Origin of the sequence: Paenibacillus ihumii, assembly GCF_001403875.1 — a bacterium.
In the GTDB taxonomy this organism is placed as follows: Bacteria; Bacillota; Bacilli; order Paenibacillales; family Paenibacillaceae; genus Fontibacillus; species Fontibacillus ihumii.
The window spans coordinates 3,937,035-3,950,537 of sequence record NZ_LN884299.1 but is presented as its reverse complement, the minus strand read 5'-3'; the positions used below and the strand labels follow the sequence as shown (position 1 = coordinate 3,950,537).

At 50.4% G+C, this 13,503-nt stretch carries 10 protein-coding genes and 1 pseudogene; 10 read left to right on the top strand and 1 reads right to left on the bottom strand.

Going from position 1 to position 13,503, the window contains the following annotated elements; translation table 11 throughout:
- Positions 1 to 289 precede the first annotated feature (289 nt).
- The 3 genes and pseudogenes from BN2762_RS28410 to BN2762_RS24915 form a co-directional block, all read left to right on the top strand.
- Positions 290 to 578: pseudogene (locus BN2762_RS28410) on the top strand (transposase); the annotation flags it as partial.
- Positions 579 to 1,108: 530 nt separating this feature from the next.
- Positions 1,109 to 2,047 carry a VanZ family protein gene (locus BN2762_RS24920; RefSeq protein ID WP_055109576.1) on the top strand — a complete coding sequence of 313 codons (939 nt, stop codon included), beginning with the start codon at positions 1,109 to 1,111 and terminating at the stop codon, positions 2,045 to 2,047.
- A 131-nt stretch (positions 2,048 to 2,178) separates the two neighbouring features.
- Positions 2,179 to 2,661 (top strand): hypothetical protein, encoded by a 483-nt coding sequence (locus BN2762_RS24915; RefSeq protein WP_095397593.1) that lies wholly within the window; start codon positions 2,179 to 2,181, stop codon positions 2,659 to 2,661.
- 132 nt (positions 2,662 to 2,793) lie between these two features.
- Here the strand turns inward: BN2762_RS24915 and BN2762_RS24910 are convergent, their stop codons facing one another.
- Positions 2,794 to 3,159: a helix-turn-helix domain-containing protein gene (locus tag BN2762_RS24910; RefSeq protein WP_055109574.1), complete on the bottom strand. Its 366-nt coding sequence runs from the start codon at positions 3,157 to 3,159 to the stop codon at positions 2,794 to 2,796.
- A 77-nt stretch (positions 3,160 to 3,236) separates the two neighbouring features.
- On the opposite strand from BN2762_RS24910, the gene BN2762_RS24905 reads away from it, so the two are divergent.
- The 7 genes from BN2762_RS24905 (at position 3,237) to bchH (ending at position 13,489) form a co-directional block, all read left to right on the top strand.
- Entirely contained in the window at positions 3,237 to 3,689 is a 453-nt protein-coding gene (locus tag BN2762_RS24905; RefSeq protein WP_074048690.1) for a site-specific integrase, read from the top strand.
- A 186-nt stretch (positions 3,690 to 3,875) separates the two neighbouring features.
- The gene (locus BN2762_RS24900) at positions 3,876 to 4,925 is read left to right on the top strand and encodes an ABC transporter substrate-binding protein (RefSeq protein ID WP_230202649.1); all 1,050 of its coding nucleotides are present in this window, start codon (positions 3,876 to 3,878) and stop codon (positions 4,923 to 4,925) included.
- Positions 4,909 to 5,916 carry a FecCD family ABC transporter permease gene (locus BN2762_RS24895; RefSeq protein ID WP_055109568.1) on the top strand — a complete coding sequence of 336 codons (1,008 nt, stop codon included), beginning with the start codon at positions 4,909 to 4,911 and terminating at the stop codon, positions 5,914 to 5,916. The genes BN2762_RS24900 and BN2762_RS24895 overlap by 17 nt, the downstream gene beginning before the upstream one ends.
- Positions 5,913 to 6,740, top strand: coding sequence for an ABC transporter ATP-binding protein (locus BN2762_RS24890; protein WP_055109566.1), 828 nt, complete (start codon positions 5,913 to 5,915; stop codon positions 6,738 to 6,740). The genes BN2762_RS24895 and BN2762_RS24890 overlap by 4 nt, the downstream gene beginning before the upstream one ends.
- A gap of 85 nt (positions 6,741 to 6,825) precedes the next feature.
- On the top strand, positions 6,826 to 7,764 hold the full coding sequence (locus BN2762_RS24885) for a magnesium chelatase ATPase subunit I (RefSeq protein ID WP_055109564.1): 939 nt from the start codon (positions 6,826 to 6,828) through the stop codon (positions 7,762 to 7,764).
- Positions 7,754 to 9,751, top strand: coding sequence for a VWA domain-containing protein (locus BN2762_RS24880; RefSeq protein ID WP_055109561.1), 1,998 nt, complete (start codon positions 7,754 to 7,756; stop codon positions 9,749 to 9,751). The genes BN2762_RS24885 and BN2762_RS24880 overlap by 11 nt, the downstream gene beginning before the upstream one ends.
- A 39-nt stretch (positions 9,752 to 9,790) precedes the next feature.
- Positions 9,791 to 13,489, top strand: coding sequence for a magnesium chelatase subunit H (bchH, locus tag BN2762_RS24875; RefSeq protein ID WP_007130963.1), 3,699 nt, complete (start codon positions 9,791 to 9,793; stop codon positions 13,487 to 13,489).
- Positions 13,490 to 13,503 lie beyond the last annotated feature (14 nt).

Below are 13,503 nucleotides of genomic sequence, written 5' to 3'. Positions count from 1 at the left end.
GAGGAAAAGTTGTAAAATCAAGCACTACGGGTTACTACTCTAATTTTAAGGGGCTGTCTCAAAGTCATAAATGACTAGGGACATTTGTCGGGAGGGGGAACGAGTTCTGGCCGCTCTTGAACGTTGTGTTCTTGGAAAAGGTTAGAAGAGTACAACACGACGTTCAAAGGGCGGACGTAAACTCCTCCACCCATACCCCACTCCCTTGCACCTTTGTAATCTGAATGAGCCGCCTACCGCCATCAAGCCCATGCGCGCTTCATTTCTGAGCGAGAGCATACAATAAAATGAAAGCGTGTATGGAATACAAGTGCGTTACTACCGATGTGCAGACTCGAAGGTTGCCCACTTAAGGAGCGTTGCAGCAAAGCGCAAGGGAATCGCGAGATTAAAGTGAGAAATGACTTATCTTGGCTAAAAGGCTAAAGCACGCGAAAAACTCCAGAGCGAGGAAGGTCGTGAACTTTCTGTCCGGCGCATGATCGAGGTGGAAAGTGTAATTCGGTGAAATGAAGAACAACCGGGGATTCCGGCGTTTCTTGCTTCAAAATTTGCTGAAAGTAAGCCGAGAGGTCGGTCAGACTTACCAAGAATACTAGAAGCTAATGGCCGCCCTGCTGGATGAAGCAAAAGCGAATAACACAATAAATCTGGAACATGATTTGCGGAAGACTGACCTATCACATTCATGACTCGCCAAATACTTCAGAAACCAATCGCTGGGTGAAGATATTGCCTTGGAATCTACATGTCCTGCGATGCTTAGCTCTTATGTGTAATGCGGACGTCTATAAGTCGGATCACCGGTCAATGCATCAAGTAAGCATGAGCGGCGTGTATCATGCAGGGGAGCGGAAGTTTCCATTGTTCCGACCGATTGTTCCAATGATTTTGTTGTGATAAACGTATGAGACAAATCATCTTCTCCTCTGCGTGGAGTGATTGGTGTTATTTCTATTTTACGCAGAGAGTCAAGGGAGTCTCTTTTTACATTTCATAGAACTGAATTTGGGCAAGTAAAGTTAATCAAGCTAAGGGGTGGGGGGGTTCATGAAACAGGTAAGTAGGTTATAGTGACAAGTGGAAAAATAGAGTGGAGGAGTTAAGCATGGTCAAACAACGCAAAATTTTACTAACCGCAACTATTGTCTATACCATTATTGTACTTTATTTTATGTTCTTCGCTTTCGGCAGAGGAGAGGCTTCGGAGCAAATTTCCAGCTACACCTTTATTTTCATGCCGGAGAACTTTATTAGTTTGCCGTCTCCAGCTGATCTCCTGCATCCCAACCTAATGAGTATGGTGGCTTTCGGGAACACTATTGCGTTTATTCCTTTCGGTATATTGATTCCATGGCTATACCGGGTCAGCTTTGTCCGGTTCATCATCTTATTCTTCATCGCGATTCTTGTGCTGGAAACGATCCAGGCCCTTACATTCCTGGGCAGCTTCGATATCAACGACGCTCTTCAGAATTCGATGGGAGCAGCCCTCGGTTTTGGGGCGTACAAGCTTGGTTTCCGTTACCGGAGCCTCGGGCGCAATCTGGTGGCAACGGCTATATCGGGTATGGTTCTTTTTATAGCTTTATGGGGATTAGGGGCGGCGGTAGACAAAATAACAACTAAAGTAGAGGGTCCGTTTGTGGCGATCACTGAATGGACGGACAACTCGGGCAATTCATCCACCGGAGACAAACCGGACAGTATTCAAATCAACGGACAGAAGATACCGCTCCGCTATAACCTATATGGCGCTGAAGGCGGAGATTCCAGAACGTTCACGTACAAGTCTGAGGGACAGACGATTTTCTCCTTCGATTACGGATGCCCCGAACCAACGGATTATTCCGGTAGTATCAGTGTTACTCGGGATGACAGGGAGATCATGAGCAATTCTGGAGAACTTCAGCGTACTCATCCTGATCTGTTCCCTTCGCTATTCAAGATTCCGCTTGAGCCGGGGGATGAGCTGAAGATCACGATTAAGGGCGACATGAAAGCATGGGATGTCGGGTATACGCGGATGCAGTATTTCTGGAACTAAGTGCTTAAAGGGATTTCGCCGCCATTTTATCATGAATAACACCTAGCGTTTGGGTTTTCAAGCGCTTTTTTTACTTTTGAGATCGGGATTTTCAGAAACCTGGTTATAACCTAGGCTGGTTGGTTGTCCAATTGGGTATTTTAAAGGAGCTGAAGGTCTGGAGAACGATCGGCTCCTCCGCTTACCGAGTATATCGCTATGAAGGGAAGCTCAATCTCTTGGAAAATGCCGCCCTGCTCCTATGTTGGAAAGAGGGAGATGGCTTTGAATCTAAGCTGATGAAGGCCTTTCTGAGCACGGATATTTCACTGAGCAATGAAGAGATTCTATGCTATTACAGCAAACGTTGGGACATTGAAACGTATTTTCGAACTGCGAAAGTACAACCGGCCATGGATCGTTACCAGGTTCGATCTACTCAGGCGATTGATCGTTACTTGACCCTGCTCATGTTTTCTACGTTATATTACCAGTATGACAGCCAAGGAAGTTTAAACGATGGGTTACATCACTACCGTATCCAGAAAAAGCACGACATGATTGAATATATTTACAACCAAGCCAAAAGTGAGGCAACATTAGACCAAATTAAAACATGGCTAAGCGTTGCATAGGGATACTGTCAGCTCTTAAAACTTACAAATTATTGAAGCGATTATTGGCAGGTACAGTTAAAGAAAATACAAGAGCGAAATCCCGTGTAAAAAAGAAAACGCTCTTTTTGTGTTAATGGCGATAAAAAATGGCTATTCAGACCTCGCTGCGGCATCTATTGATTTGAAAATCTCCGTTGTTACCTTATGGATCATCTTTACATCTTCGCTCTTCTTCCCTAATAGAAATTGATAGTGGACCTCAAGGACAGTTCTGGTCTCAAATTCCTGAGAATCTGGATCGATTTCTCGAAAATCTAAAAGATTTCCTGGCTTTATGTTAAGAGCGTCCATGATTTTTTCCAATGAATCAATGGATAGATTTCTTTTTCCAAGTTCAACTTCGGTTAAATATGAGGTTTGTTGCCCTGTTATTTGGCTTAATTGAAGTAAGGTCAGATTTTTTTTATTACGTATGCTACGAATTTTTTCACCGATCAGTTTTTTTAAATCAGACATCGATTTACAACCTCCCTGCTTATCCTAAGGGTAAGTGTTTCAATCGAAAAAATACATAACATTATAAGTTAAATATATTGACTCAATTGGGACTGCGTATTAGTGAGTTGATCACTATTTATAGCGCCTCAATCAAGCAAGTAGGCGGCGATACGATGCTAATTTATTCAACTGGAAAGTTGAGTCCCGAACCAGTAGAGGTTTCAAAGCCAGCGAATCAACTAGTAGTATACGCATTGGATAAAATCAAAGAATATGCAGTGCCGTTACAAAAGGAATCAGGGCTTCCATATTTGTTCCTGTCAAGAAATAGAAGCAAAAAAGGCTACCCGGTTGGATTGGCTTCGCATTCAAATTGGAATAAGAATCATTTGCGACCATGGATTAAACAGCATAATATCCGAGATAAGAACAACGAATTAATTGATTTTACTAGCCATACATTCCGTCATGTATTTGCAAGCTACGCATTAAAGGGTGGGGCATCGATAGAGGTGGCGTTACAGCATATTTGCCATCCTCCCACCTAAACCTTGTGGAACCTTTGTAACCGTCAAGTCCTTTTGATTTTCAAAAAATTAATAGTAAACATTACGAAGTGGTTGACATATAAAAGTAGTCGCTGTTACAATATGCATGAGTTAATCGTAATGATTACGATTAACATCATTTTGAGTGAAGTGTTGTATGAATCAAAAGACAGGAGGTTCAAAGTGATGCATGCATACAAGCGGCAAAATTTACTTCGCCAATGGAGCGGAGGACTGCTAGCAGGAGTTATGTTCGTATCCGGTTGTGCAGCGCCGTCCAATCCTGCGAGCGACAATAATCGTGATGCATTGGAGTTATCGCCGTCAGCGGAGTCTAGACCTGTATCTGTTCATGATGCGGAGGAAAGGGAGTCGTTTCTCACGTTCGAAGACGACACTGGAAGGGAGATTCGGCTGCCTGAGCAACCACAGCGCATCATCGTCCTATCGCCGCAGCTATTGGATTTGCTTTATTCGGTTGACGGTCACGCCATTGCCCACGCCACATCACCGGGTGGAACGGTGCCGGATGAGGCGGAGCGAATCGAAGAAGTCGGGGGAATGACGACCGTCAATACGGAGAAGCTACTTGCTTTAAAGCCTGATCTCGTGATCGGCTCTGTGGTGTTTCACCGTGAGTTAACGGCGATTTTGGATGCGAGTAACGTGCCGTTCGCCCTGTTCAATCTGAGTACATATGCAGATTTGCAACAAAAAGCGGTGTTGTTCGGTCAGCTCTCTGGGACGGAAAACAAAGCTAGGGAAGCACTTGCCGATTTGGATCAGGAAATTCGTGAATGGACTGCCCGGGTACCGGCCAGTGATGCACCAACTTTCATCATGCTGAACGTGACCCCTAACAGCCTTTCTGTGCAGCGGCAAGATACCGTCGGAATCGAGGTCGCAACTATGCTGCATATGAACAATTTGGCGGAAACATGGGAAGCAGCAAGCGACAGTCCGTCGACTGCACCATTTAGTCTGGAAAAAATCGTCGAGCTAAATCCGGATTATGTTTTTATTCTGATCCACGGGGCGCGAGAAGATGGGGAGAAGAAAATTCAATCCGATCTGGCCAGCCAACCTGCATGGACATCGCTGCGTGCTGTGAAGGAAAACCGTATGGTCATCTTGCCGTCTGATCGGTTTCTCTCAAACCCGGGATTTCGATTAAGTGAATCAGTCGAATATTTGGCTAAGCTTGTTTATCCGGATACATATGAGAATGGTCATTAATGCTTTCCGTATTCCGATGTCCAAAGGCATTCTTGTCATTGTCGCTTTGACGGCTGCGGCAATCCTCGCTACTGGATTCAGCATCGGTACCGGAGCAGTCCGCATTTCGTTGTCAGAGATTTGGTTATATGTCTTTCACGGTTATGACGGTCCAATGAAGGAAATTGTGTGGAACATTCGGCTGCCTCGAACGTTAGTGGGCATGCTCGTTGGAGCTAATCTGGCACTGTCCGGTGCGCTCTTGCAAGGCGTGATGCGGAACTCGCTGGCAGATCCGCACATCATCGGCGTGTCATCTGGAGCAGGATTATTCGGCATCATCGTTCTCATTTTATTTCCTCATCTATGGTCGATGCTGACACCAATCGCTTTTCTTGGCGCTTCCGGAGCTGCTGCCATCATTTATTTGCTTGCCTGGAAGGACGGTGTACAGCCGGAGCGCCTCATACTTGCAGGCGTGGCCGTGTCCGCCTTTCTCGGCTCCGGCATCTCCGCATTGTTAATTTTCTTTAGCGATCGGGTGAACGGTGCCCTCGTGTTTATGGTTGGCGGCTTGTCCGCCAAAAGCTGGCCAGAGCTTGAAATCATTCTGCCTTATTCGCTCATTGGCATGAGCCTGGCGTTCATTGGCAGTTCACATTTGAATATACTTGCCCTTGGTGATTCCAATGCACGCGGCCTCGGCTTGTCGGTGGAAGCAGCTCGCTTCTTCCTAACGGCGCTCGCTACCTTGCTTGCCGCAAGCGCGGTCAGCGTCGTCGGCCTGCTCGGCTTCGTCGGTCTGATCGTTCCGCATTCAGCCCGCTTGCTGATCGGCAGTGATTATCGGTTCTTACTTCCTGCATCCGTGCTGCTTGGAGCGGCCGTCGTGACCTTTTGCGATACACTCGCCCGCTTGATGTTTGCTCCTTTGGAGCTGCCGGTCGGCATTATGATGGGAGCTTTGGGGGCGCCGTTCTTTCTATATTTGCTAAGGAGGGAAGCGAGATGACGTTGTTACGCTTGGAAGACGTGTCCGTGAGGCTTCACAACCGTACGGTGCTGGATTCGCTGAATTGGCAGGTGGAGGTCGGAAAAATTTACAGCATTATCGGTCCGAATGGCAGCGGCAAAAGCACCTTGCTCAAAACTTGCGCCGGTCAATTAAAGCCTGCGCAAGGAAAGGTGCTCTTGCAAGGCAGACTGCTCGACAGCTATCCCCGTCGGCAGTTGGCACGACATATGGCAATGCTTCAGCAAAGTCAGGCATCTCTGCCGGACGTGTCCGTGCGTTCGCTGGTCAGTTACGGACGTTTTCCTCATCAGCCTGTATGGGGCGCAAAGCGCAAGGAAGACGAGAAGATTGTCGAATGGGCCATGGCTCAGACCGGAACGCTTCCCTTTGCGGAGCGAAAGCTGTCTAACTTATCCGGCGGAGAACGGCAACGCGTATGGATTGCCATGACCTTGGCACAGCAATCGGGGCTCATCTTATTAGATGAACCGACGACCTATCTCGATGTCAATCACCAGTGGGAGGTTATGGAGCTAGTCCATAACTTAAATCGCAAATATGGCATCACGATCGTCATGGTCCTGCATGACCTCAACCATGCTGCAGCTTGCTCCGATGAATTGTTGGTGATGCGTGCAGGCGGAATGTATGCCAGCGGGTCGCCGGAGCAAGTCATCACCGATCGCATGTTGCGCGATGTATTTGGTGTAAGAGCGAGCGTGGGAAGGGATGATCGAAGCGGTCGCATGCATTGCCATATCGAAGGGCTGCTTGAAGCGGTGGATTTCTCAGCTCAACCCGCAATCGCGGCAGTCAAATAACGAATGTCTTGATTTCGTGTATATGTGCAGATTTTGCCTTGTTCAGTTCACTTAATAGAAAACATTTACAAAGGAGAGGATCAACATGGAGGGGAAAGCAGACGTATATCCATTCGCGGCAATCGTCGGACAGAACTTGATGCGCAAAGGGCTGCTGCTTAATCTTGTCAATCGGAAGCTCGGCGGCATCTTGATCCGCGGGGAGAAAGGCACAGCCAAATCGACGGCCGTACGCGCAATCGCGGACTTAATGCCGGAGCTGAGCGTCGTGAATTTGCCCGTACATGCTACGGAGGATCGCGTCGTCGGCACATTGGATATCGAGCATGCGATTCGAGAAGGAGAGAAAAAGTTCGAGCCGGGACTGTTAGCGAAGGCGCATGGACATATTTTGTACGTGGATGAAATCAATCTACTCGATGATGCGATCGTCGATGCGCTGCTCGACGCAGCAGCCATGGGGGTGAACACCGTTGAGCGAGAAGGCGTCTCCTACTCGCATCCGAGCCGCTTTATCTTGATCGGTACGATGAACCCGGAGGAAGGGGAGCTGCGGCCGCAGCTGCTGGATCGCTTCGCGCTTTCAGTAGAGGTGAATGGGGAACGAGATGTGGAGAGCCGAATGGAGGTCATTCGCCGGCGCCTAGCATTCGAAGCAGATCCAGACGAATTCCGAAGACGTTATGAGCCGCAACAACTAGAGCTTCGGGAACGGATAGAACGAGCGCGTCAGCTGCTCGAGCAGATCAAACCGTCCGAGGAGTTACTGAAATGGACCGCCGCAGTCGGCATTCGGCTGAAGGTAGACGGACATCGTGCGGATATCATGTTAATGAAAACCGCCATGGCGATGGCTGCATTCCAGGGAAGAACGCAGATCGTGGCAGACGATATGGTAGAAGCGGCGATGATGGTGATGCCGCATCGCATGCGCAAGCGGCCGTTCGAAGAGGGAGCATATGACCACGAGACGATACGCGAGCTGCTCGGCGACCTTCTGTCCGAGGTCACCCATGCAAGTTAAGCCTCACTTGTATCCGTTCTGTGCTGTAGTCGGTCAAGAACGTGCGCAAAAGGCGCTGCTGCTTCATGCTGTAAATCCGGGATTAAAGGGGGTGCTGCTGGCAGGCCCACCAGGAACGGCGAAGTCCACGCTCATCCATGGTGTTGCAGAGTTGCTGCCGGAACTTAACGTCATTAACATTCCTTTGAACGTGGATGAGGAACGGCTTTGGGGCGACTGGGATATGGCAGCTGCTGTCCGCAGCGGCAAACGAACGTTTGTACCCGGCTTGCTTGCAGCTGCGGATGGGCACATCGTCACGGTAGACAATGCGCATATCATGCCCGAAAGGTTAATGAAAGCGGTCCTGACTGCTGGCGACAATGTGGCGGGCGAGCCCGCGCATGGGCATGTCCGCAAGAGCTCTGAGCGAAGAAGTGGCCTTGACAGTGCAGCATTCCGCCTGTTCGCAGCTATGAGTCCGGACGATAGGAAGCCGCTGCCGGCGATGTTTGATCGCTGCGGGCTATATGTGCGACTGGAAACCTCGGCGGACCTTGCGGAGCGAACGGAAATCGCAAGCCGCTTGCTCGCCTTCGAACAAGATCCTGAGTCGTTTCGCCTAGCTTATGAATCGGAAACGAAGGAATTGAGAGCACGTATCGCAGCGGCTAGGACTCGGCTGCCTGCTGTACATATTGATGGAGAGCTGCTACGTTTGGCTGCCGAAATCGCTGAGGAAGCTGGCTGTCTGGGACACCGCGCGGACATCCTGCTGATCGAAGCGGTCCGTACGATCACAGCTTGGGAGGGTCTTAGCGAGACGACACAGGAACATCTGCAAGAAGCGGCGGGCTTTGTGCTGCCGCACCGGATGCGTGCAGCATCTCAACCGGAAGTGTCGCGAGGGAAGTCGCCTGGAGACTTGCCGGATCAAGAGCAAACGAAGCATGATTCGAATGGCGATCATCCATCACCAGGATCGCATCGCGATAAGGAAAGCCAAAGAGAAAGCCAAGCGGAAGGAGAGAATAATGCGACAAACGGCGAGCAAGTTGACCGGTCACAATTCGCTTCGCCTGCACAACTTGGGGGCGACCACAACGGCGAAGCCGATAGTAGACAATCTCTTTCCTCAGAGGCGCGGGCTGTAGTGGAAGCCGTTGGACGGGAAATCGCTGTGCAGCCATTCGTCTTTACCTCGCCGCATCCAATGAAACAAGCGCAAACTGGGAAACGAAATCAAGCGTCAGTAGGAACGGTAAACGGTCGATATGTGCGGGCTGCGATGCCACGCGGCCCTCTAAGAGACATTGCGTTTGATGCCACGCTTCGTATGGCGGCTCCCTTTCAGCGGATACGTAAGCAACAATCAAGTTCATATAACACGAACTTAAAGCTATGGATTGAGCCGAGTGATGTGCGTGTGAAGGTTAGGGAAAACAAGACAGGAACTGCTTTGCTATTCGTCGTCGATGCCAGCGGTTCGATGAATGCAAATAAGAGAATGAAGGCTGTCAAAGGTGCGGTATTGTCTTTACTTCGTGATGCGTACCGGCAGCGTGACCATGTGGGCTTGATTGCCTTTCGCGATCAACAAGCTGAATTGCTGCTCGGGTTGACACGCAGTGTAGAGCTCGCGGAACGCAAATTGAGGACGCTGCCAGCTGGCGGGAAAACTCCGCTAGGTATTGGACTGGAAAAGGGACTTATGGCGATCCGCCCTTTGTTAAATAGAAGAAGTGGACTCATCCCCGCGATGATCGTCATGACCGATGGAAAGGCGAACGTCAGCGCAGAAGCGGCAGGTGATCCATGGCAGGAAAGCCTGCAAGCTGCACAACGCATCGCAGCGGCTGGCATACGCACACTTGTGATCGATACGGAGGATGGTGTAGTACGATTCGGCTATGCCCGCAAGCTGGCGGAAGCGATGCAAGCGCGGTATTACCGGTTAGAACAATTGGAGGCTGGGAGTATCGAACGAGCTGTACGGACGTTGATCTAAAAATAATGATTTATGGATTACGGAAAGGAGGATGGCGCGTTGAAGCTATCCATACTCACAAACGGGGAAACGACGTTGTCGCATTTGTCTGAAGCATATCAATTGCTTGATCAAAATCAGAAAAATCAGCTGCATCTGACCATCATCGATTTAGGGAATCGGAAGATCGACGAGCTTGAGGACGTGGAAGCCACGCTTGTTGGAGCTGACCTTGTCATCTTCGATGCACATGGCGTCCGCCAGGACGTTGTCGAATGGTTGAGTAGCCTGCTAAGCAAAGGGACGGCTCATATCGTTCCGCTTGGCGGCAACTCCGCTGAGATCGCTTCGCTGCTCAGGCTAGGCAGTCTGACCTTTGCAAATTTGCCTAGACAAGAAGGGCATACACATGCGGCAACGTCCTTGCCGCTAGAAGGAATGGATGAGGGTAAGGCGGATTATGAACACTACGTTCGATTTACCGAATATTGGCGGGGCGGAGGTACTGACAATTTGCTCGGTCTGCTTTGTCTGGCAGGCCGTGAATACGGCGGCTGCCATCTGTTGCCGGAGCCTAAGGAGCCGGTATATGTTCGGGAGTTAACGATTATGGAGCCGAGCAGTCGCACGGTTTACTCGTCTGCAGCCAGCTACCGGCAAAGCAATCGCTACGACGAAGGTCGGCCGAATGTCGCGATTTTATATCTTGGGAATAGCAATCCGCTCGATACCGCAGAATGTATTGCGCAGCTTAAGGAACAATTGGAGGCTTTCGTGAACGTCATGCCGATCGCGTTTCCTTCAGTGATGAACATTCCGCTCGACCGTCTGCGCGAGTTGCTACTTGGCGACGGTCACCAAGTCGACCTTATCGTGAACCTGCTGCCTTTCCGACTTGGGATTGGTCCCGGCGGAGGAAATCAGGACGGGGCTGTGCAGATGCTGGAACAGCTCGATGTGCCGATGCTGCATCCGCTATTGTTGAACAGTAGAACGGAACAAGAATGGAGACAGTCTGCGAGTGGACTTGAGCCTTCGTTGCTACTCGTTCAGGTCATGCTTCCGGAGCTTGACGGGAGCGTGGAGATGTTTCCGATAGCGGCACTGCAGGAAGAAGGAGAAGACGCCGAGCTAAACGTTCCGCTAAAGCGACTTGCACTTATCCCTGAACGGACAAAACGCTTGACAGATCGCATCCGCCGCTGGCTTGCCCTGCGGAGCAAGCCCAATGCAGAGAAGAAGCTGGCGCTCATTGGCTACAATTATCCGCCAGGCGAAGGAACGGTGTTCGGCGGTTCCTTCTTGGATACATTCGAATCGATAGCACGTTTATTGAGCTGGCTGAAGCAGCAAGGATATCATACCGAGGAACTGTCAGCGGCGGAGCTGCGTGCCAGATTTATAGAGGGCGGTCTGGTCAATTCCGCAAAATGGTCTGATCCTCAAGCTTCGAGTCAGTTGATCCGTTATGCGGATCCCCATTTCACACAGAAGCTATCCGGTCGTTCATGGGGAGAAGAAGCGATAAGCCGCTGGGGTCAGCCGCCTGGTGACATCATGACGGACAACGGCTCCTTTCTCATACCCGGTCTAATGATCGGCCAAGTGTTTATCGGCCTGCAACCTTCACGCGGTATCCATGAGGATCCAGAGAAGTCACTGCACGATCGTTCGTTACTACCTACGCATCAATATACTGCGTTTTATCAATGGATTCGTGAACAGTTTCAAGCGGATGCCATCGTCCATATCGGGACACACGGCACCTTAGAGTTTCAGCGGGGGAAAGAGGCCGCTCTGTCTGGGGACTGTGTACCGGATGACTTACTCGGGGATTTGCCAAATTTGTACTACTATTACGTAGGGAATCCGTCCGAAGCGATGATCGCCAAGCGGCGCAGCCATGCCGTATTGATCGGCTATCAGGCGCCGGCTTTTACTGAAGCTGAGCTGTATGGCGAATGGCGTGAGCTTGAAGCCTTGCTGCACGAATATCGTGAAGCGAAGCAGCTCGCGCCGGAACGATGTGAGGCGATTCTACAAGAGCTGCAGGCGGTAGCGAAGTCGCTTGACTTCTCCGCGGAGACCGTAGAACACATGGAGGAGGAGCTCTATCGCATGCAGCGTTCGCTCATCCCTAGTGGACTGCATGTGCTTGGCGACAGCTATTCTCCTGAAGTCGCTTTGAACCATATGCAATTCGTGCTTCGCCACGAGCGGGGAAATATTCGCTCAATTCGCGGACTGCTCGCTGAACGTCAAGGCGTTCGGGCGGATGCGCTAACTTCGGGCAAGCATGTGAGCTTGCTGCGCCAGCTCGATGAGGAAGCGAATGCGTTAGTGACCGCTTATGTGTCAAACAAGGCAATCCCGGACATGTATAAGAGTGAACATCCAGATTGGCTTAAGCAGTTGGAAGCTTCGCTCGAGTACGGTTACGAAGCTTACCTAAGATCATTGCAAAATGAGGAAGCAGAAGGGCTGATGCGGGCGTTGGAAGGCCGGTACGTTCCAGCTAAGCTCGCTGGTGACGTGCTGCGAACACCTGAAATATTGCCGACCGGACGCAATCTGTACCAATTCGATCCCCGCTTAGTGCCCAGCCGTACAGCTGCTGAACGGGGGGCGATTGTCGCCGAAAACTCCATACAGCAATATCGCGAGCAGCACGGGGACTACCCGCACACGACGGCGGTCATCCTCTGGGGGATTGAGACGTCGCGCACACAAGGGGAAACCATCGGGCAAATCCTGCATTATATGGGGGTTCGCATTGGCGGGGGAGTCGGAACGTTCCGTACAGAATATGAAGTGATCCCGCTTGCGGAATTAGGCCGACCGCGCTTGAACGTCATGGTGCATATTACTGGGGTTTTTCGCGATTTGTTTCCGAATTTGCTGGAAGAATTACATGACCTATTCCGCAAGGTTTCGGAGCTGGATGAACCTGATGAACTCAATTGGTTCAAGGCTCATACACGAAGCATGGAGGAGGAGCTGCTTGCTGCTGGATATGAGGCAAGTCAAGCGCATGACTTAGCTTGCGCCCGCATCTTCGGCCCGGCAGAAGGAGAGTATGGCACGACGGTGACGCGGATGATCGAGACGAAGCTATGGAACGAGGAGTCTGAGCTCGGAGCGGCATACACGGACAGCCAGCAGCATGTATACAGCGCACTAGCGCGAGGACAGGCGGAGCCGGAATTGTACCGGTCACATATGCTGGAGGTGGATATTGTGTCGCAAATTCGCAGCAGTCATGAATGGGAAGTAACGGATTCTGACCACTATTATGAGTATTTTGGCGGCTTGGCAAAGTCTGTGGAAGTGATGAAAGGTCGTAAAGCAGACATTCATATTACGGATACGACAGGGGAGCAAATCAAGACAGAATCTGCCGAACATGCGATTGCACGCGGAGTAAGGACTCGCTTAACGAACCCGAAATGGATCAACGATCTCTTGAAGCATCCTTATCATGGCGCAAAGGAAATGGCCAGCCGATTCGAGTATGTACTGGGACTTGCAGCCACGACTGGAAAAGTAGAACCTTGGGTATTCGATCGTCTGCATGACGTCTATATGGCTGATGAAGCACTTAGCCGGAAGCTGCAGGACAACAACCGTTGGGCTTACCATGCGATGATCGAAACATTGCTGGAAAGCGAGCAGCGAGGATACTGGACACCGGATGAACAAGTTCTGCATCAGCTGCGGCAGAAATACCTAGAGCTTGAAGGAGAGTTGGAAGGGGAATGAGAACAGCTTGAGGC